We start from the raw sequence: 19,971 nt of genomic DNA, 5'->3' as shown, positions 1-19,971 counted from the left end.
GGAGGGCGACGGGATACGCGGCGCAGCGAAGGGCGGCGGCAAACCCGAGCGGGCGGGGACCACGCCGGAAGCCGCCACCGCACCCGCGTCGACCGGACCGGGCCTGGAGACCGACGGCGTACACCGGTCAGCGGAGGCCACCGGCCCACTGCCACCGACGCACCCCGCGCCGAAGGCCGACACCACACGCCGGTCGACCGGACCAGGCCCGGAGACCGACGGCCTACGCCGGTCCGCGAAGGCCACCGGCCCACTGCCACCGGCCCACCCCGCGCCAAAGGCCGACACCACACCCCGGTCGACCGGACCGAGCCCGGCGCCCAGCCCCGCACCCCGGTCGACCGGACCAGGCCCGGCGCCCCGCCCCGCGCCCTCGTCAGCGCACCCCGCCCCCGGCGCCCCCGCCTGGGCGCGCTCCGCGCTGGAGGCCGTCCTGAACCGTGTGGCCGTGACCCGGGCCGAGGCCGGCGACCGGTTCCCGCTCTTCGCCGGTCCGGACGGGGGCCGGTGGACGACGACCGGGCGGGGCTCCTGGACCGGCGGTTTCTGGGCCGGGCTGCTCTGGCTGCGCGCCCGGCACACCGGCTCCGGCGACGACCGCGAGGCCGCGCTCCGGTGCACCGCGCGGCTCGCCCCCTGGGTGGACGCCGACACGGCCACGCGCGGCCTGATCCTCTGGTACGGCACCGCCCTCGCCGACCATCCCGCCGCGAGCGCGCTACGGGACCGGGCGGCACGCGCCTGCCGGGCCGCGTTCGATCCCGGGCTCGGCCTGGTGCCGTGGGGCGGGGCGTTCGGCGGGCCCCGGCTGCTGGCCCGGGTCGACGGCGTACCGGGCCTCGTACCGCTGCTGGCCCCGGTCGATCCGGCGGCGGCCGGCGCGCATCTGCGCCGCCATCTGGAACTCTGCGCGGGCGAGGGCTCGTTCGTCTGGTCCTGGCAGTACGAGGAGGCCACCGGGTGGGTGCCGCGCGACGATCCGCCGCCCACCTGGACCCGGGGCCGGGCCTGGCTGCTGCTCGCCGTCGCCGACGCGGTGCACCGGCTGGGCCACGCCGGCCTCGCCCCGGCGGCGGACAGCCCGGTCCCGTGGCGGACCGTGCCCCCGGCCGTCGGAGAACAGGCCCGCCCCACAGCCCTCGTCGACACCGTCGCCGACGCGGTGCACCGACTGGGCCGCCCCGGCCTCGCCCCGGTGGCCGACGGTCTCGTCCCGTGGCGGACCGTGCCCCCGGCCGTCGAAGGGAAAACCGGCTCCCCCGTCGACACCTCCGCCGCCGCCATCGCCGCCGTCGCCCTGCTCAAGCTGGGCCGCCGTGACCAGGCCCTCGACCTCCTCGACGACCTGGTCCGTCACCATCTCACCCCCGACGGCCGCCTCCTGGACGGCTGCTACGACCTGGCGACCGACGCCGCGCCCCGCCACGAGCTGGTCTGGGGCACCTTCTTCCTGGCGTACGCCCTCGCCGCGCTGACCGGCCTCGTCGGCCCCCACGCCGCCTGACGCGCGGTCAGCCGCCCGCGCCGCTCCCCCGCTCCCCCGCTCCCCGCCACCCCGCACGCCCAGCACGCGCCGGGCCACCGAGGTGATGTGGAGTTCGTCGGGGCCGTCGAGGAGGCGGGCCGCGCGGCCGGTGCGGAAGAGGGCGGGCAGGGCGGTGTCGGGGCCGAGGCCCGCCGCGCCGTGCACCTGGATCGCCGCGTCGGCGACCTGCTGGAGGGTGCGGGCGGCGGCGACCTTCGCCAGGCCGACCTCCACATGGGCGTCCTGTCCGGCGGCCAGCCGGGCGACGGCCTCGTGGACCAGGGGCCGGGTGGTGCGCAGCGCGAGCAGGGACTCGAAGACGTGGGCCTGCACCAGTTGGTGCCCGGCGAGCGGTCCGCGGGAGCCGGTGCGGGAGGCGGCGCGGTCCCGCATCAGGTCGAAGGCCCGCCGGGCCTGCCCCAGCCAGCGCAGGCAGCGCAGGGTGCGGCCGAGCTGGAGCCGTTCCGCGGCGACGGTGAGCGCCCGGCCGCGTTCGCCGACGAGGTGGTCCGGGCCGACCCGGACGCCGTCGAGGGCGATCTCCCCCTGGCCGGCCGCCCCGAGCACCGGCAGCTCCCGCACCAGGCGGAAGCCGGGCGCGTCGGTGGGCACCAGCAGCAGGGAGAGCCCGTCGCGCTCCGGTGGGTCGCCGTCGGTGCGGGCGAGGACGGTGACGAGGTCGGCGTCGGCGGCTCCGCTGGTGAACCACTTGCGTCCGCTGATCCGCCAGCCGCCGTCCGGCGTGGGGGTGGCGCGGGTCGCGGTGAGGAAGGGGTCGGTGCCGGGCGTGTCCGGTTCGGTCATGGCGTAGCAGGCGCGCAGGTCGCCCGAGGTCAGGCGGGCCGCGTACCGCTCGCGGACCTCGCCCCGGCCGTGCCGCGACAGCATCAGCGCGTCGAGCAGGGAGGCCGAGCCGAGCGCCGCCGGTCCGTGGTCGCTGGCGCCCTCCGCCTCGGCGACGTGGGCGTAGGCGCCGAGCGGCATGCCCCGGCCGCCGAGCGCGGTGGGGTGCGGCAGCGCCCACAGGCCGGCGCCCCGAGCATCGCGGCGCAACTCCCGCAGCCGTTCGGCGGCTTGTGGTCCGCCGGCGTCCAGGAGCGGTTCGGCCGGCATCACCCGGTCGCGGACGAAAGCCGCCACGCGATCGCGGATCTCCCGGGTACCGGGCGGGCACGCGGGTGTGCCGGCGGTCTCGTCCATGGTGCTGCCTCACTTTCCGGGCGGGGGCGGGAACCCCGCCCACCGGCCGTCCGACTCCCTCTTGCGTGGAACTGGTCGGGGGCAGCCGCCCCCGGGTTCCCGGGCGTCAAGGAAGGAGAGGCATGGCGACTCCAGCCACACCGGCCGCCGTACGGACGGCCGGTCCCCTCGACGGGCTCCGGTGGGAGCGCTCGGGTCCACGGGGCCCGGGGGACGATCTGGTGGCCCGGCACCTGGACCTGCTGGGCGCCGTGCCCGGCCGGGGCGAGACCGAGCGGCCCGCCCCCGCCGCCACGGGCACCTCCTGGCACCCGGAGGACGTCACCGCCGCCGCCCCGCGCGAGGAGGGCGCGCGCCTGACCCTCGGCGGCCCGGAGGGCGAGGTCACCGCGGTCACCTCGTGGGGCGAGGGCGTCGTGGACGAGGCGACGGCGCAGGCGGCGACCGGGATCATGGCGGTGCACGGCCGCCGTGACGGCGGGCCGCGCGGTCTCGCCGTCGACTACGCGGCCACGGCCACCGGTGTTCTGGCCGTGCAGGGGCTGCTCGCGGCGCTGCTGGCGCGGGCCCGGGGTGACGGCCGGTTCACGCGGGTCGGCGTCGACGCGCGGAGCGCGGGGCTGCTCACCGTCTCGCAGTACCTGGCCGCCGCCGGGGCCGAGGAGCCGGAGGCGGCCGAACTCGCCCCGGGCGGGCCGCCGTTCACCTCGGCGGAGGGCACGTTGTTCGAGCTGGAGACGCTCGATCCGGGGGCCTGGGCGCTGTTCTGGCGGGCCGTCGGCGCGGACGAGGAGGCGATACGCCGGGGCTGGCGGCCCTTCCAGTTCCGTTACGCCACCGCCTGTGCTCCCCTGCCGGATGCCCTGCACGCGGCGGCGCGGGCGACGCCGTGGCGGCGGCTTCGGGAGGCGGCGGACGTCTCGGGCGCCGAGGTGTGCGCGCTCGCGTCGACGGCCGGGCGGGCGGCCGAGTACGACGGGGCGCCACCGTGGACGCTGACCCCGGGGCCCCCGGCGGACCCGGTCCGCGCCGAGGCGCTCGGCGGGGCGCTGCCGCTGGCCGGGTTCACGGTGCTGGAGGCGGGCCGCCGCATCCAGGCGCCCCTGGCCACGCACCTGCTCGGGCTGCTGGGTGCCCGGGTGGTGCGGATCGAGCCGCCCGGCGGGGACCCGCTGCGGGGCATGCCGCCCGCCTGTTCCGGCGTGTCCGCGCGGTGGCTGGCGCTGAACCGGGGCAAGGAGGCCGTCGAGGTCGACATCAAGTCCCCCGCCGGTCAACGGCGGTTGCGGGAACTGGCCGCCACCGCGGACGTTTTTTTGCACAACTGGGCACCGGGCCGGGCCGCCCGGCTCGGGCTGGACCACGAGCACCTGTCGGCGGCCAACCCGGGCCTGGTGTACGCGTACACGAGCGGGTGGGCGGACCGGCTGCCGGGGGCGCCGATGGGCACCGACTTCATGGTGCAAGCCCGTACGGGGGTGGGCGAGGCGGTGCGTCCGGCGGACGAGCCGCCCGCGCCGTCGCTGATGACGCTGCTCGACGTGCTCGGCGGGCTGCTCGGGGCGGAGGCGGTCCTCGCCGGGCTGCTGCTGCGGGAGCGGACCGGGAGCGGGGTACGGGTGGACTCCTCGCTGCTCGGCGCGGCCGACGTGCTCACCGAGGCGGCCCGGGAGCGGGCGGCGCGGGGGCTCGATCCGCGCCGACCCGCCGGGTTCCGCCGCCCGCTGCGCACCGCCGACGGGTGGCTCGCGCCCGCCGGGGGCCACGGCGGACTCCCCGACGTACGGGGGCTGTCCACCGCTCGGGCTGTGGAGCGGCTCCGCGCGGAACGGGTCCCCGCCGTCCCGGTCGTCGCCGACCTGAGCGGCCTGCTCGCGGCCGGGGCCATCGGGCGCGACGCGCACGGTGCCCCCGCCGTCCCGACCCCCTGGAGCTTCGCATGAGCGTGGACCTGCCCGATCTGCTGCCGGCCGCGCTGCGCCGTGCCTGGGCCGCCGACGGCACCTGTCCCGACCTGGACCTGTACAGCCTGTACCGGGCCCGCCGGATCGCCCATCCGGAGCGGACCGCGCTCGTCGACGCCGAGGGGGCGCTGACGTACGCGGCGCTCGACGACCGGGCGCGGCGGCTGGCGGCCGGGCTGGCCGGGCTCGGGGTGGGGCCCGGGGACGTGGTCGGCGCGCAGCTCGCCAACGGGCGGGACGCCGTCGCCGCCGACCTCGCCCTGGCGGCGCTCGGCGCGGTCGCGCTGCCCTTCCCGGCCGGGCGGGGACGGCGGGAGGCGGTGTCGCTGCTGGGCCGGGCGCGGGCGGTGGCGGTGATCGCCGCCGCCGAGCACCGCGGCGACCGGCACGCGGCCGAACTCCTCGGGGCGGCGGGGGAACTGCCCGCCCTGCGCCATGTGGTCGCCGCCGGCCCGGGGCCCGTACCGGAGGGGGCCGTGGCGCTGTCGGCGCTGCTGGAGTGCGATCCGGCGGCCTTCCGGCCGGAGCGCCCGGACCCCGACGACGCCGCCCGCATCCTGGTCTCCTCGGGGTCGGAGGCCGAGCCGAAGATGGTGGCGTACTCGCACAACGCGCTGGCCGGCGGGCGGGGCAACTTCCTCGGCTCGCTCCTGCCGGACGGGCGGGCGCCGCGCTGCCTGTTCCTGGTGCCGCTGGCCTCCGCGTTCGGCAGCAACGGCACGCCGGTCACGCTGGCGCGGCACGGCGGCACGCTGGTGCTGCCGGGGCACTTCACGCCGGACGCGGCGCTGGCGGCGCTCGCCGCGCACGGGCCGAGCCATGTGCTGGGCGTGCCGACGATGATCCGGATGGTGCTGGACCGGATCGCGCGGGGCGGTGCGGAACCGTTCCCGGCGCCGACGGCCGTGGTCGTCGGGGGCTCGCCGCTGGACGCGGCGACGGCGCGGGAGGCGCGGCGGGTCTTCGGCTGCCCGGTCGTCAACCTCTACGGGTCGGCGGACGGCGTCAACTGCCACACGGGCCTGTCCGACGGGCCGCCCGCCGCTCCGGGGCCCGGGATCGTCGCGGGCCGCCCGGACCCGCGGGTGGCGGACATCCGCATCGCCGTCCCGGACGTGCCGGGGCTGCGGGAGGCGCCGCGCGGCGCGGTCGGGGAGATCGTCGCCCGCGGCCCCATGACACCGCTGTGCTACGTCGCCGCGCCCGAGTTGGACGCCCGGTACCGCACCGGGGACGGCTGGGTGCGCACGGGCGACCTCGGGGTGCTCGGGGAGGACGGCACGCTGCGGGTGGTGGGCCGGCTGAAGGACGTGGTGATCCGGGGCGGGGCCAACATCAGCCCGGCCGAGGTGGAGATCGAGCTGGCCGCGCATCCGGGGGTGCGGGACGTGGTGTGCGTGGGGGTGCCGGACGCGCTGATGGGCGAGCGGCTGGCGGCCTGCGTGGTGCCCCGGGCGGGGGCGCTGTCGCTGGCGGAGCTGTGCGCGCACCTGGACGGCCGGGGTCTGGAGCGCGGCAGGCATCCCGAACACCTGTTGCTGGTGGAGGAGTTGCCGCTGACTCCGGCGGGCAAGCCGGACCGGGCGGCGCTGCGGGAGCGGTGCGCGGGCCAGGGTCCGTTCGCACGGGCGGGCTGAGCGGCACACGGCCGGGGCCGCCGGGAAGCGCTCGGCGGCGCACGGCCGGGGCCGCCGGGAACGCTCCCGGCGGCCCCCTCGGCGCGGGTCGTCAGGAGGCGAGGGCGCGGCCGATGGCGTCTGCGGCGTCCTTGTAGACCGTCATCAGGTCCAGGTCGGTGCCGGGGTAGTTGACGATGTCCACCTGGCGGGCGCCGGAGTCGGGCAGCACCTTGCCGGTGGTCATGTGTGCGTTGTCGAGGACCAGCGCGGGCTTCTTCCCGGACAGGTCGGAGAGCTGCTTCGCCGTCACCGCGTCGGGTCCGTAGGTGCCGCGCACGTCGGCGCCCGCCATGGTGGCCGCCCACACGGTGTAGACCTGGGCGACGACGGCCGGGGCCCGGTCCTCGGGCCACTGCGCCCGCAGTTCGCCGCGGAGGGCGCCGTACTCGGTCATGAAGGAGCGGTTCCAGCGCCGCGCGGAGTCCTCGGTGCCGAACAGCTTTCCCAGGCGGGTGACTTCGGCGCTCACCTTGTCGGCGTCGTTGTCGAGTTCGACCTCGACGAGTTCGGCGTCCGAACCGGCGGCCTCCTTGATCTTGGCCGCGTACGGTTCGAAGGGCGCGTAGAGCACGAAGTCGGCGTCGGCGACGGCGGTGAGGTCGGAGGGGCGCGGGTCGTAGTCGGGGGCGTGCTGCGCGGAGGAGGGCACGATGACCCGGACGTCCTCGGCGCCGGCGGCCCGCGCGAAGGCCCCCTCCCAGGTGGTGGTGGCCACGACGACGAGGCCACCGTCCTTCCCGTCCGATTCACCGCCCGTCCCGGTCGAGCCGCAGGCGGTGGTGGCCGACAGCGCGAGCGCGGTGCTCAGGGCGAGGACGGTGGTGCGGGGGAGGGTACGGACGCGGATGCGCGCCATGGAAGGGTTCTCCGTTCGGGAACGAGGTGGGCGGCCAGGGCGACGGCCCCGGCGGTGAGGACGAGGACGGGACCGGGCGGCCAGTCGAGGCTGAGCGCGACGAGGAACCCGGTGAGGTTCACGGCGACGCCGATGCCGACGGCCCAGGCGGTGATGGTCTTCAGGCAGGTGCCCAGGCGCCGCGCGGCGAGCGCGGGCAGCAGGGTGAGCGCGTCGACGAGGAGGGCGCCGGTCAGCCGGATCGCCCCGGCGACGGAGACCGCGACCAGGACGAGCAGCAGCAGCGTGAGCAGTTCGACGCGGACCCCGGAGGCGAGGGCGAGTTCCCGGTCGTACAGGAGCAGGGCGAGATCGCGGCGGCGCCACCAGAAGAGGGCCGGGACGACGGCGGCGAGCGCGCCGAGCAGCCACAGGTCGCCCTCGCCGACGGAGAGGATCGAACCCCACAGCAGTGCGAAGGCGCCCTGCGCGTTGACGCCGGAGACGGACAGGACCAGCAGGGCGGCGGCGATGGCGAGGCTCATCAGGAGGCCCATGGCGCCGGAGAGGCCGTCGGGGGTGCGGGCGAGCGGGGCGACGCCCGCGCCGGCCAGCGCGCAGGCGACCAGCGCGCACAGCATGGGGTCGATTCCGGTGAGCAGCCCGACGGCGATGCCGAGCAGCGCCACGTGCATCATGGCGAACCGCACCGGCATGATGTCCAGGCCGACGATCACGACGCCGACGACGGGCAGCGCGATCGCCGCGAGCAGCAGGGCGAGGCCGGCCCGGCGGACGGGCATCAGGTCGAGGAGCTGCCCGAGGTCGGCGGCGGCGAGGTGGGTCACCGCACCTCCCGCAGCCGGCCCGCGGCCATCTCCAGCACCCGGTCGCAGCGTTCGGCCAGGGCCCGGTCGTGGGTGACGACCACGACGGTCACCGGCAGCGCGAGCAGCACGTCGGCGGCCTCCTCCTGACCGGCGAAGTCGAGGGCGGCCGTGGGCTCGTCGGCGAGGAGCACCCCGGCGCCGGCGGCGACGCAGCCGACCGCGCGGGCCAGGTACATGCGCTGGAGCTGTCCGCCGGAGAGGGTGTGCAGCGGGCGCCGGGTCAGCGCTCCCACGCCGAGCCGGGCGGCGGCCCGGTGCGCCTCCTCGGGGGCGCCGCCGGCGGCGAGGAGTTCGCGCGCGGGCAGGGGGAAGCGGCCGGTCGCCGGTTTCTGCGGAATCCAGGCGCAGGCCCGGCGCCGCCACGCCCACTCGGCGGCCGTGGCGGTGTCCCGGCCGCCGACGAGGATGTCCCCGCCGGCCCGGCGGTGCAGGCCCAGCACCGCGCGGACCAGGGTGGTCTTGCCCGATCCGTTGGTGCCGGTCAGCGCGACCCGTTCGCCCGCCGCGATGTCGAGGTCCACCCCGCGCACCGCCTCGACGCGTCCGTGCCGGCACTCCACCCGGCGCATCCGCACGTCCAGTCCGCCCATCCGGCCTCCGCCGCCTCTCCCGCTCGTCCCCCGGAGAGCAGTCGGACCGCGGCGGCTCCCGGTTCCCGGCCGGGGGCGGGAATTTCCGGTCCCGGCTCACCCCCATCACCTGGGAGAACGTACGATCGTCGGGTCATCGCCGCGACGGGAGACAGGAAGCCGGTGTGAATCCGGCACGGTCCCGCCACTGTGACCGGGGAGTGCAACCCTTCGACATGCCACTGCGCGCCGCGCGGGAAGGCGGGGGGAACGTCGATCCGGGAGTCAGGACACTGGCCTGTCGCGGGCCCGTTCCGAGGAGCGCGGACTCCCCAGGAGGCTTCACGTGTATACCGGCATGCCCCGTGCCCCGCGACCGTCCACCCCTGCCCGCCGGCGCCGCCCGGCCCGCGCCGCCGGCGCGTTCGCCCTGGCGGCCGTCCTGCTCACCGCGGGCTGCGGCGCCTCGCCCGGCACCGACAAGGACGCGAAGGCCACGGCGTCCGCCCCCGCGGGCTTCCCCGTGACCGTCGACAACTGCGGTGTCAAGACCACGTACGACAGACCGCCCTCCCGGGTGGTCACCATCCATCAGCACCCGGCGGAGCTGATGCTCTCCCTCGGGCTGAAGGACCGCATGGTGGGAACCGCCTTCCCCGACTCCGCCGTCCTGCCCGAACTGCGCGAGGACTTCGCCTCCGTCCCCGAACTGGCGAAGCGGGAGCCGTCCTTCGAAGCGATCCTGGAGGCCGAACCGGACTTCGTCTACGGCGGTTACGGCAGCGCGTTCGCGGAGAAGGAGGGCCGCTCCCGCAAGGCGTTCGCGGACGCCGGGATCGACACCCACCTCAACCGCGAGTACTGCGGCCGGGACAAGGTGACGATGGAGGACACCTACGAGGAGATCCGCGTCATCGGCCGGATCTTCGGGGTGTCCGAGCGTGCCGGCCGGCTCGTCGCCGACCTCGGCGCCCGCGTGGACAAGGCCGCCGCCGCGGTCGAGGACGCGCCCGCCGTGCCCGTCTTCGTGTACGACAGCGGCGACAAGAGCGCCTTCACCGCCGGTGGCAAGGGCCTCGGCACCGACCTGATCCGGCTGGCCGGCGGGAAGAACGTCTTCTCCGACCTGGACGAGGTCTTCGGCGACGTCTCCTGGGAGCAGGTCGTCGAGCGCCGGCCCGAGGTCATCGCCATCTACGACTACGCCGGTGCCGGCAGCGTCGAGGAGAAGAAGAAGTTCCTGCTGTCGCAGCCCGCCCTCGCGGACGTGCCCGCCGTGCGCGAGAAGCGGTTCGTGGTCCTGCCGCTGACCGCGACGCTGGTCGGGGTCCGTTCCGCGTACATCGTCGAGGACCTGGCCCGCGGGCTGCACCCCGCGAGCTTCCGGTGACGGCGCCGGCCCCCGGCACACCCACCACGGCGCCCGTGCCCGTCCGGCCCCCGGGCCGGACGGGCCTGGCGGCGACGGTGGCGGTCCTCGTCGTGCTGCTGCTGGCCTCCGTCACGGCGGGGCTGGCGATCGGCTCGGTACGGGTGCCGCCCGGCCAGGTGTGGGGCATCGTGACGCACGCGCTCGGCGCCGACTGGGGGGTGCCCGACTGGACCCGGGCCCGGGAGACGATCGTCCTCGACGTCCGGGCGCCGCGCGTGGTGCTCGGGGCCGTGACCGGCGCCGGGCTGGCGGTGGTGGGCACCGCCCTCCAGGCGCTGGTGCGCAATCCGCTGGCCGAGCCGTACCTGCTGGGCGTCTCCTCCGGGGCGTCCCTCGGGGCGGTCGCGGTGATCGTGTTCGGGGTCTCCCTCTTCGGCCCGGCGTCCCTGCCGGTCTCCGCGTTCGCGGGCGCGCTGGGCGCGCTGGTCCTCGTCTACGCCACCGCCCGCACCGGCGGACGCATCACCTCCGTACGGCTGGTGCTCTCCGGCGTGGCGATCGCCGCGGTGCTCACCGCCGTCCTCAACCTGCTGCTGCTCACCTCCGACCGGGGTCACGAGGCCCGCCACGTGCTCGCCTGGACCCTCGGCGGCCTCGGCGGCGTCGACTGGGGCACCCTCGCCCTGCCGAGCGCGGCCCTGCTGGTGGGTGTCGGCGTCCTCCTGACGCAGGCCCGCAACCTCAACCTGCTGCTGGCCGGCGAGGAGGCCGCCACCACCATGGGCCTGGACGTGGCGCGGTTCCGGGCCCGGATGTTCGTACTGCTCTCGCTGGTGACGGGCGTGCTGGTCGCGGCGGCCGGGCCGATCGGCTTCGTCGGCCTGATGCTGCCGCACGTGGTACGGCTCCTGGTCGGCGGCGACCACCGCCGGGTGCTGCCGACGGCCGCGCTCGCCGGGGCGGTCTTCCTCGTGTGGGCCGACATCGCCGCGCGCACCGTCGCCGCGCCGATGGAGATCCCGGTCGGCGTGCTCACCGCGCTGTGCGGGGGCCCGTTCTTCCTGTGGCTGCTGCGCCGGGACGCGCGCCGGCACCGGGAGGGGGGTGCCGCGTGACCGCCGCCGGTCTCTCCGTCGAGGGTGTCACCCTCACCGCGGGCGCCCGCCGTCTGGTGGAAGACGTGTCGCTGACCGCCCGGCCGGGCGAGACCATCGGCCTGGTCGGTCCCAACGGCAGCGGCAAGTCCAGTCTGCTGCGCGCCGTCTACCGGGTGCTGCGCCCCCGGGAGGGCCACGTCCGCGTCGACGACGCCGACGTGTGGTCCCTGACGGTGCGCCGGCTGGCCCGCACGGTGGCGGCGGTGGTCCAGGAGGGCGGCGCCGACTTCGACCTGACGGTGCGCGAGGTGGTCGCCATGGGCCGCACCCCGCACCAGCGGCTGCTGGCCGGGGACACCGCCGAGGACGGCGCGCTCATCGACCGGGCGCTCGACGCGGTGGACGGGACCGCGCTGGCCGCCCGGTCCTTCGACCGGCTCTCCGGCGGGGAGCGGCAACGCGTCCTGATCGCCCGCGCGCTCGCCCAGCAGCCCTCGCTGCTCGTCCTGGACGAGCCGACCAACCACCTGGACATCCGGCACCAGCTCGACGTCCTCGACACGCTGCGCCGGCTCTCCGCCACGGTCCTCGTCGCCCTGCACGACCTCAATCTGGCCGCGTACTACTGCGACCGCCTCTACGTCCTGCGGGAGGGCCGGGTCACCGCCTCGGGCCCGCCCGCCGACGTCCTCACCCCCGGGCTGCTGGCCGAGGTGTACGGCGTGTCGGCCGAGGTCGCGGTCCACCCGCGCACCGGGGCCCCGCAGGTGACGTTCCTGCCGGGCGAGCGGTGCGCGCCGAAGGCGACGGAGCGGACCGGACCGGACGCGTCCGTGCGCTGAGCACGCCGGGGGGGCGGGCCACCGAGCCCGCCCCCACCCGGGGGTGAACGCGGTGAGGCGCGGGACCTTTCTGCGAGCCGTGTGCAATAGCGTGTCCTCCGTCGCGGAAGCCCGGCCCCCCGCAGGAAGGCACGCCCATGACGACGACCACCGCCGCGTCCGAGCGGCAGCACTGGCAGCGCTGGCAGCGCTGGCAGCGGAGCTGGGACCGCCAGCAGGAGTGGTACATGCCCGACCGGGAGGAACGCTTCCGGGTCATGGCCGACACCGTGGAGGCGGTGGCGGGCCGCGCCCCCCGCGTCCTCGACCTGGCCTGCGGCACCGGCAGCGTCACGGACCGCCTGCTGCGCCGGCTCCCCGAGGCCCGCAGCACCTGCCTGGACCTCGACCCCGCGCTGCTGACCATCGCCCGGGGCCACTTCGCCGGGGACGACCGGGTCGCCTTCGTCGAGGCCGACCTCACCGACCCGGCGTGGCCCGCACGCCTCCCCCACCCCTCGTACGACGCGGTGGTGACCGCCACCGCGCTGCACTGGCTGGAGACGGAGCCGCTGCGCCGCCTGTACGGGACGCTGGCCGGCGTGGTCCGCGAGGGCGGGGTGTTCCTCAACGCCGACCATATGGAGGACGCCTCCGCTCCCCGGATCAACGCCGCCCTGGGCGCGCTGCACGCCGAGCGGCGGGAGCGGGAGCGCGAGCGGGGCCGCCTGGACTGGGCGGGCTGGTGGCGGGAGGCGGCCCGCGATCCGCTCCTCGCCGAGGCGGCGGCCCGGCGCTTCGCGCTGCTCGGCGACGCCCGGCAGCCCCGCCCGGACGGGCCCCCGCGCGACCGGCCCACGACGACGGCCTGGCATCTGGAGACGCTGCTCGCACAGGGTTTCGGCCAGGCCCGCCAGGTGTGGTGCTCGGCGAGCGACGCGGTGGTGGCCGCCCTGCGGTGACCGCCTCGGAGCACGCCTGGGCACGCCCACCGCTCACGGGCCACGCTCCGCGCACATTCGTTTACTAGTAAAACACCTGCTAAAATCGGTCTCCATGACCAGCACCGCCCCGGAATCCGCCACCCGACAGCCTCCCGTCCGCAGACTCCCGCTGTCCGGCGTGCTCCGGGTGAACCGGCCCTCCGACATCTGGTTCAAGCCCGCCACCAGCGTCGCGGTCGCCGTCGCCCTGGTCCTGGCCCCCCTGCTGCTCACCGGCCGCACCGGCCTGGCGATGTACGTGATGCCCGGCGCCTTCTGCGCGCTGTACGCCCACCACCTCCCCTACGCGGCCCGGGTCCGGGCCACCGCCGGGGTGGTGGCGGGCATGACGGCGAGCATGGGAGCCGCGCTGCTCGGAGCCGCCCTCGTCGACGACGTACCGGTGCTGATCGCCCTCGCCGCCCTCCTCGCCGGTGTCCAGAAGGCCGTCTGCGACGCGACCCGCATCGGCCCGCCCGGCCACACGATCCTCGTCTTCGTCTCCTCCGGCACGCTCTTCCTGCCCCAGCGGCTCTCGGACATCCCCTTCCACCTCGCCCTGACCCTCGGCGCCGGAGTCGTCGGCGGCCTCGTCACCCTCGCCCCCGCCCTGGTCCGGCGTGAGGGGCCGGAGCGCCGGGCCACCGCGCGCGCCCTGGAGGCCGCCGCCGGTTTCCTCGACGCCGGGGACGAGCCCGCGCGCGCCCGCGCCCGGCACGCCGCCGCCTCCGCCGTGCACGGCGCCTGGCAGTCGCTGTCGGCGGGCGGCAGGCGCACCCCGGTCCGGCGCACCCTGGAACGCCTCGTGCTCTGCGCCGAGGACGCGCTCGTCGCCGCGCCCGGCGGGACCGGCCCCGCGCGACTGCGCGCCTGGGCCCGCCAGGTGCGCGGACACGGACCGCTGCCCGAGGTGGCGGTCCCGGCGGGCGGCGACGCCGAACTCCTCGGCATCGACACCGAACGCCGGGCCCGGCGCGACCGGCGCCGCACGGGCGCGTCGCGCCGGTTCCTCACGCCCGGCGCACCCCTGCTCCCCCTCGCCGTGCGCTGCGCGGTCGGCTGCGCCCTGGCCGGGTACGCCGGGCTGGCGCTCGGCGTCGGCCACCCGTACTGGGCGATCGTCTCGGCCGCCTCGATCTACCAGGCGAACGTCACCCTGACCTGGCACCGGGTGCTCCAGCGCACGGTCGGCAACCTGTGCGGGGTGGCGGTCTTCGCGGCGGTCGTCCCGCTGGCCCGGACCGGGATCGTGGCCCTGGCGGCGCTGTGCGTGGCGTTCAGTTTCTGCAACGAGATGCTGATCAGCCGCAACTACTGGCTCGGCACCGTGTCGGTGACGCCGCTGGCACTGCTGATCACCGAGTTCGGCGCCGTCCGGCCGGTCAGCGAGCTGATCACGGACCGGGTGCTGGACACCGTGGCCGGGGTCGCGGTGGGCATGCTCGCCGCCGTCCTCGTCACCAGCCGCCGCACCGGCGGCCGGCTGGAGCGGGCGCTGACCGCGGTCGACCTGGCGGCCGGGGAGGCCGAGCGGGCCCTGTCGGCCGTCCCGGGGTCGGCCGCCGAGCTGGCAGGTGCCCGCCACCGGCTCACCGCCGGGCTGGTGGAGCTGCGCGACGCGGCCGACACGGCGGCCGGCGAGTGGTGGCAGCGCGCCCTGCCGGAGGAGCGGCTGCTGCGCACCGAGCGCCGGGCGCACCGCACACTCGCCGCGACGCTCCGGCACCGGGCGGCGACCGTGGCGGCGACCCCGGCGGGGACGCCGTAGCGCGTGGTGCCGCCGGGGCGCGGGGTGCTGCCGTAGCGCGTGGTGTCGCCGGAGCGCGGCGGGACGACGGAGCAAGGCGCGGCGCCGGGGCACGGCGGGCGCGACCCGGCCAGGGGGTGTGGCATGCGCCACGTGCGGGCGTCCCGGGCCGTCCGGGCGGGTCCGGCTCGTGCATGATCGGTGAGCCCTTCGACCTTCATGGCGGGGAGGCATCTGACCGAACACGAAGGAGATGGCGTTGTCCATCTGGGAGTCACTGGCCGTCTTCGCCGCCGGGATCGGCGCGGGCACGATCAACACCATCGTCGGCTCGGGAACGCTGATCACGTTCCCCGTGCTGCTCTCCACCGGGCTGCCCCCGGTCACCGCGACCGTGTCCAACGCCCTCGGCCTGATCCCGGGGTCCGTCAGCGGCGCCATCGGCTACCGCGCGGAACTCAAGGGCCAGCGGCCCCTGGTGCTGCGGCTCGGCGCCATCGCCGCGACCGGCGGACTCTGCGGCGCGGTGCTGCTGCTGACGCTCCCGGCGACCGCCTTCGAGACGATCGTCCCGGTGCTGGTCGCGCTCGCCCTCGTCCTCGTCGTGCTCCAGCCCCGCATCTCCGCGCGGGTGCAGCGGCGCCGGGAGCGCAAGGGCACCGTCGCCCGCGCGCACGGCGGGCCGGTCCTCCTCGGCGGCATCCTCCTGGCCAGCGTCTACGGCGGCTACTTCACGGCGGCTCAGGGGATCATCTACCTGTCGCTGATGGGCATGCTGCTCACCGACTCCCTCCAGCGCCTCAACGCCGTCAAGAACGTCCTCGCCGCCATCGTCAACACCATCGCGGCGCTCTTCTTCCTCTTCGTCGCCCACTTCGACTGGACGGCCGTCGTCCTCATCGCCGTCGGCTCGGCGATCGGCGGGCAGATCGGCGCGAAGGTGGGGCGCCGGCTCCCGCCGTTCGCGCTACGGATCTTCATCGTGGTCGTCGGCAGCTTCGCCATCGTCCAGCTCCTGCTGCGCTGACCCGGCGCGCGCCGCCCGTCCGGCGGACGGCCCGGTCGTCGCCGGGCGCGGGCCCGTCGTCTATCGTGGCGTGACCTCCACAGGGAAGGCGGGCGGTACGAATGCGGCGAGCGGCGGACCTCGTGGCGACCAGGGTCGCCCTGCGAGGCGTGTTCGCGCTGCTGTTCGCCGTGGTGGCCGTGGTGTGCGTGTCGGCCCGCGCCGCCCACCACGACTCCGCCGCCCCCGTCACCCCGGCGTCCTCGACCGTGACCGTGTCGCACTCGGCACCGGTCCAGGGAGCCGCGGCCGAGGCGGAGCCCGCGGGGGACGACGACGCCGCGCCCTGCGGCAAGAAGGCGGTCACCGACCACGGCGCGCAGCGCGCCGAAGCCGGGGCGCACCCGCCGCTCGTCCCCTCCCCGCTCCAGCCGGACCCCCTGACGGCCCCGACGACGGCCCACGGCGGACCGGGCTCCTCCTCGGCCGGACCGGCGCCGCCCCCGGCATCCCCCTCCCCCTCCGTTCTGCGGCTGTAGGCCGGACCGCGCGGTCTCGTCCTGCCTCTCCCGCTCTTCCGCTTCCGCGTGAACGGAGTTCGTCCGCATGTCCTCTTCCCGGCGTTCCCTCGTCCGGGCGGGCCGGTCGCTGCGCGCGTGGCGGGCCGGACAGTGGTGGGTGGCGGGCCTCGGCGCCCTGGCCACGGCCGTCGCCGTCGGCGTGCCCACCGCCGTGGTCCCCAACCCGCTCTTCGCCCGCTCGGTCCCCGTCCAGTGGTGGAACCACCCCGCCCTGGCCCTCACCTCCGTCCTGGCCGGCCTCGTGCTGAGCACCTACGTCCGCCCGCCGGTCCCGGAAGACGCCGGCACCGCCGGCCTGGGCGACGCGCGGGCCGGGCGGCTGGGCGCGGTCGGCGGGGTGCTGTCGTTCCTCGCCGTGGGCTGCCCGGTCTGCAACAAGCTCGTCCTCGTGCTGCTCGGCGCCTCCGGGGCCCTCGCCTACTGGGCTCCCCTCCAGCCGCTGGTGGCCCTCCTGTCCCTCGCCCTGCTGGCGGAGGCGGCGCTGCGGCGGCTCTCCACGCAGGCCGCGTGCCCGGTCGTGCCCGCCGCCTGAGCGCGCGGCCCGGCCACTCGCTCGCTCCGCCCGCGTCTCTCCCGACACGACCGTCCGACACGTTCGTCCGACACGTTCGAAGGTTTCCTTCCCATGACCGCATCCACGCCCTCCCCCTCCCGTCGCCGCCGCACGTACACCGCCGTCGCGGTGCTCCTCGCCGCCGCCCTCACGGCCTCCCTCGCCCTCACGCTGGACGGCTCCGGCGACGGGAACACGACGCGCCGCGACGCCGCGACGGCCGGGACCGCACCGGCCGACCCGGGGCCGGCCGACGAGAGCCTGCTCGCCCTCGCCCGCCGCGACGCCTCCGACCCGCTCGCGGTCGGCCGGGCCGACGCCCCGGTGGTGATGATCGAGTACTCGGACTTCCAGTGCCCCTTCTGCGGCCGGTTCGCGCGCGAGACCAAGCCGAGGCTGCTGCGCTCCTACGTGGAGAAGGGGGTGCTGCGCATCGAGTGGCGCAACTACCCCGTCTTCGGCGAGGAGTCCGACCGCGCGGCACGCGCCGGCTGGGCCGCTGGCCGCCAGAAGAGGTTCTGGGAGTTCCACGACGTCGTCTACGGCACCGAGCGCGAGCGCAACTCCGGTGCCTTCGCCGCCGAGAAGCTGGTCGCCATGGCCCGCGAGGCGGGCGTCCCCGACCTCGACGCCTTCCGCGCGGACCTGGAGTCGGACGAGGCCGGGGCGGCCGTCGAGCGGGACGCGTACGAGGGGTACGGCCTCGGCGTCAGCAGTACCCCGGCGTTCCTCGTCAACGGCCGGCCGATCCTCGGGGCGCAGCCGACCGAGACCTTCGAGGCGGCCGTGGACGCGGCGGCCCGAGCGGCCGAGGCGGCCGGGAAGTGAGCGACGTCGGCCTGCTCGTGGCCTTCCTCGGCGGGTTGCTGGCGCTGCTCAGCCCGTGCAGCGCGCTGTTGCTGCCCGCGTTCTTCGCCTACTCCTTCACCGGGCGGACCCGCCTGGTGGCCCGTACCGGCGTCTTCTACACCGGGCTGTGCACGACCCTGGTCCCGCTCGGCGTGGCGGGCTCGTTCGCCGCCCGGCTCTTCCACGGCCACCGCGACCTGCTGATCACGGTGGGCGGCTGGACGCTGATCGCGCTCGGCGCGGCGCAGGCCGCCGGGTTCGGCTTCGGCTCCCGGAAGCTGGCGCGCGCGGCGGGCGCCCGGCGCTCCGGCTCGGCCCTGTCGGTCTTCGCGCTCGGCGCGGTGTACGGACTGGCCGGGTTCTGCGCGGGGCCGATCCTCGGCGGTGTGCTGACCGTCGCGGCGCTCGACGGCGACCCGGTGCGCGGCGGGGTGCTGCTGGCCGTGTACGCGCTGGGCATGGCGGCGCCGGTCTTCGTACTGGCCCTGCTCTGGGACCGGTTCGACCTCGGGCGCCGGCCGTGGCTGCGCGGCCGGGCGGTGGCCCTCGGGCCCGTGACGGTGCACAGCACCTCGGCGGTGGGCGGGGCGCTCTTCGTCCTGCTCGGCGTGGCCTTCCTGGTGTTCGACGGCGCGGCGGCGCTGCCGTCGCCGCTGAGCACGGACGCCGAGTTCGCCTTGGAGGAGCGGATCTCGGCGCTGGGCTCGGCCGTCTCCGACCGGACGCTGCTGCTGGTGCCGGCCGGGGTCGCGGCGCTCGGCGCGGTGGCCGCCCTCCTCCGCGGCGGCGGACGGGACGGCGCCCCACCGGACGGCGCCCCTCCGGACGACGGCTCGACGCCGGACAGCGACTCGGCGCCGGACAACGGCTCGACGCCGGACGACGGCCCGACGCCGGACGGCGGGGCCCCGGCCGCGCGGTACACCGGCCCCGGCGAAGGGCGCCCGGCATCCGGTGTCGACGGGACCCCCGACGCCCGCTCCCCCTCGGGCGGGCCGGGCTCCTGAGGGTCCGAGGCAGGGCCCGGCCCCCGTACCTGACGCGGCCCGTCACCCGGCCGGTGTCACGCCCGCCGCAGAGCCTCCGTCGCGGCCGGCGCCGCGGCGACGCTGCCCGTGACCACGCGGGAGCGGCTGTGCAGCTTCAGCGAGACGACGACGAGGACGATCGCCACCGCGGTCATCGCCGCTCCCGCCCAGGCGGTGGAGGCGAAGCCGAGGCCCGCGTCGATCACGGTGCCGCCGAGCCACGGTCCGCCGGTGTTGCCCAGGTTGAACGCGGCGGTCGTCGTCGCGCCCGCCAGCGTGGGCGCGGCGCCGGCGACGTTGAACATGCGCGCGTTGAGCGCCGGGGCCGTGTAGAAGGCGGAGACGCCGAGGAGGAAGGAGAGCAGGACCACGGCGACCGGGCTGGACGCGGTCAGCGCCAGCACGGCCAGCAGCACGGTCGAGACGGTGATGCCCGAGAGCAGCACGCCGAACAGATGGGCGTCGGCGACCCGGCCGCCGATGGTCGTGCCGATCAGCGCGCCGAGCCCGAACAGCGCGAGCACGGTCGGCACCCAGCCGTCCGCCAGCCCGGCCACGTCGGTCAGGAGCGGCGCGAGGTAGGAGAAGGCGCAGAAGACACCGCCCGCGGCGAGCGCGGTCACGCCGATGGAGAGCCAGACCTGGCGGTCGCGGTAGATGGCCAGTTCGCCCCGGAGCCGGGGCGGGCGCTCGGGCAGCGGGATGCGCGGGATGAGGGCCACCACCCCGGCGAGGGCGAGCGCGGACGCCAGGCCCACCGCCCAGAACGCGGACCGCCAGCCCAGGTGCTCGCCGAGGAAGGCGCCCGCCGGGACGCCGAGCACGTTGGCGATGGACAGGCCGCCGATCATCACGGCCATCGCACGGGCCCGCGCGGTCCGCGGCACCATGGCGATGGCCACGGCGGCGCCCACCGCCCAGAACCCCGCGCAGGCCAGCGCGCTCACCACGCGGGAGGTGAACAGGACGGCGTACGTGGGCGCGAGGGCGCCGGCGACCTGGCCGAGGCCGAAGAGGGAGATGAGCGCGACCAGCGTGGTCTTGCGGGGCAGTTTGAGGGTGGCCACCGCGAGCAGCGGGGCGCCGACGACCATGCCGATGGCGAACGCCGATATCAGCAGGCCCGCTTGCGGGATGGTGACGTCCAGGTCGTCGGCGATGGGCGGCAGCAGGCCGGAGAGCATGAACTCGCTGGTGCCGAGCGCGAAGACGGAGAGTCCGAGGACGTAGACGGCGAGCGGCATGCGGGCAGCCGGTGGCCGTGCGGTGGTT

Annotated in this window: 16 protein-coding genes, 1 pseudogene and 1 riboswitch; of the genes and pseudogenes, 12 read left to right on the top strand and 5 right to left on the bottom strand. The window is 76.6% G+C overall.

Annotation, left to right across the window (positions count from 1 at the left end):
- Positions 1-1,564: 1,564 nt before the first annotated feature.
- A pseudogene (locus J5Y05_RS06830) lies at positions 1,565-2,725 on the bottom strand (acyl-CoA dehydrogenase family protein); the annotation flags it as partial.
- A 122-nt stretch (positions 2,726-2,847) separates the two neighbouring features.
- Here J5Y05_RS06830 and J5Y05_RS06825 point away from each other — a divergent pair.
- Together J5Y05_RS06825 and J5Y05_RS06820 are read left to right on the top strand one after the other, a co-directional pair.
- Positions 2,848-4,668 carry a CoA transferase gene (locus J5Y05_RS06825; RefSeq protein ID WP_210869072.1) on the top strand — a complete coding sequence of 607 codons (1,821 nt, stop codon included), beginning with the start codon at positions 2,848-2,850 and terminating at the stop codon, positions 4,666-4,668.
- On the top strand, positions 4,665-6,326 hold the full coding sequence (locus tag J5Y05_RS06820; RefSeq protein ID WP_210869070.1) for a class I adenylate-forming enzyme family protein: 1,662 nt from the start codon (positions 4,665-4,667) through the stop codon (positions 6,324-6,326). The genes J5Y05_RS06825 and J5Y05_RS06820 overlap by 4 nt, the downstream gene beginning before the upstream one ends.
- Before the next feature lie 91 nt (positions 6,327-6,417).
- On the opposite strand, the gene J5Y05_RS06815 is transcribed toward J5Y05_RS06820, so the two are convergent.
- Genes J5Y05_RS06815 through J5Y05_RS06805 form a run of 3 tightly spaced genes read right to left on the bottom strand, consistent with a single transcriptional unit; the run spans position 6,418 to position 8,683 of the window.
- Positions 6,418-7,224 carry a metal ABC transporter solute-binding protein, Zn/Mn family gene (locus tag J5Y05_RS06815; protein WP_210869069.1) on the bottom strand — a complete coding sequence of 269 codons (807 nt, stop codon included), beginning with the start codon at positions 7,222-7,224 and terminating at the stop codon, positions 6,418-6,420.
- The gene (locus tag J5Y05_RS06810; protein WP_210869067.1) at positions 7,173-8,051 is read right to left on the bottom strand and encodes a metal ABC transporter permease; all 879 of its coding nucleotides are present in this window, start codon (positions 8,049-8,051) and stop codon (positions 7,173-7,175) included. Before J5Y05_RS06810 ends, J5Y05_RS06815 begins: the two co-directional genes overlap by 52 nt.
- A complete protein-coding gene (locus tag J5Y05_RS06805; protein ID WP_210869065.1) occupies positions 8,048-8,683 on the bottom strand; it encodes an ABC transporter ATP-binding protein in 636 nt (211 codons plus the stop codon). The genes J5Y05_RS06810 and J5Y05_RS06805 overlap by 4 nt, the downstream gene beginning before the upstream one ends.
- A 113-nt stretch (positions 8,684-8,796) precedes the next feature.
- Positions 8,797-8,978, top strand: a riboswitch (cobalamin riboswitch).
- Between the two features lie 42 nt (positions 8,979-9,020).
- Here J5Y05_RS06805 and J5Y05_RS06800 point away from each other — a divergent pair.
- The 10 genes from J5Y05_RS06800 to J5Y05_RS06755 all read left to right on the top strand — a co-directional run bounded on the left by J5Y05_RS06800 (position 9,021) and on the right by J5Y05_RS06755 (position 18,678).
- Entirely contained in the window at positions 9,021-10,052 is a 1,032-nt protein-coding gene (locus J5Y05_RS06800; RefSeq protein ID WP_210869063.1) for an ABC transporter substrate-binding protein, read from the top strand.
- Positions 10,049-11,149, top strand: coding sequence for a FecCD family ABC transporter permease (locus J5Y05_RS06795; protein WP_210869061.1), 1,101 nt, complete (start codon positions 10,049-10,051; stop codon positions 11,147-11,149). Before J5Y05_RS06800 ends, J5Y05_RS06795 begins: the two co-directional genes overlap by 4 nt.
- Positions 11,146-11,973: an ABC transporter ATP-binding protein gene (locus J5Y05_RS06790; RefSeq protein ID WP_210869059.1), complete on the top strand. Its 828-nt coding sequence runs from the start codon at positions 11,146-11,148 to the stop codon at positions 11,971-11,973. The genes J5Y05_RS06795 and J5Y05_RS06790 overlap by 4 nt, the downstream gene beginning before the upstream one ends.
- A gap of 137 nt (positions 11,974-12,110) precedes the next feature.
- Entirely contained in the window at positions 12,111-12,914 is an 804-nt protein-coding gene (locus tag J5Y05_RS06785; RefSeq protein WP_210869057.1) for a class I SAM-dependent methyltransferase, read from the top strand.
- 94 nt (positions 12,915-13,008) lie between these two features.
- The gene (locus tag J5Y05_RS06780; protein ID WP_210869055.1) at positions 13,009-14,703 is read left to right on the top strand and encodes an FUSC family protein; all 1,695 of its coding nucleotides are present in this window, start codon (positions 13,009-13,011) and stop codon (positions 14,701-14,703) included.
- Between the two features lie 232 nt (positions 14,704-14,935).
- Complete coding sequence (locus J5Y05_RS06775) at positions 14,936-15,709, top strand: sulfite exporter TauE/SafE family protein (protein ID WP_210869054.1); 774 nt, start codon at positions 14,936-14,938, stop codon at positions 15,707-15,709.
- Positions 15,710-15,810: 101 nt separating this feature from the next.
- The gene (locus tag J5Y05_RS06770; protein ID WP_210869052.1) at positions 15,811-16,227 is read left to right on the top strand and encodes a hypothetical protein; all 417 of its coding nucleotides are present in this window, start codon (positions 15,811-15,813) and stop codon (positions 16,225-16,227) included.
- A 67-nt stretch (positions 16,228-16,294) separates the two neighbouring features.
- Positions 16,295-16,801 carry a hypothetical protein gene (locus J5Y05_RS06765; protein ID WP_210869050.1) on the top strand — a complete coding sequence of 169 codons (507 nt, stop codon included), beginning with the start codon at positions 16,295-16,297 and terminating at the stop codon, positions 16,799-16,801.
- Between the two features lie 93 nt (positions 16,802-16,894).
- Entirely contained in the window at positions 16,895-17,650 is a 756-nt protein-coding gene (locus tag J5Y05_RS06760; RefSeq protein WP_210869048.1) for a DsbA family protein, read from the top strand.
- On the top strand, positions 17,647-18,678 hold the full coding sequence (locus J5Y05_RS06755) for a cytochrome c biogenesis CcdA family protein (RefSeq protein WP_210869046.1): 1,032 nt from the start codon (positions 17,647-17,649) through the stop codon (positions 18,676-18,678). The genes J5Y05_RS06760 and J5Y05_RS06755 overlap by 4 nt, the downstream gene beginning before the upstream one ends.
- A gap of 56 nt (positions 18,679-18,734) precedes the next feature.
- Here J5Y05_RS06755 and J5Y05_RS06750 read toward each other — a convergent pair whose 3' ends face one another.
- Complete coding sequence (locus J5Y05_RS06750; protein ID WP_210869779.1) at positions 18,735-19,943, bottom strand: Cmx/CmrA family chloramphenicol efflux MFS transporter; 1,209 nt, start codon at positions 19,941-19,943, stop codon at positions 18,735-18,737.
- Positions 19,944-19,971: the final 28 nt, after the last annotated feature.

Origin of the sequence: Streptomyces tagetis, from assembly GCF_018069565.1 — a bacterium.
Classification (GTDB): Bacteria; Actinomycetota; Actinomycetes; order Streptomycetales; family Streptomycetaceae; genus Streptomyces; species Streptomyces tagetis.
Note: the sequence above shows the minus strand (reverse complement) of the source record. Positions and strands in the feature narration are given on the sequence as shown.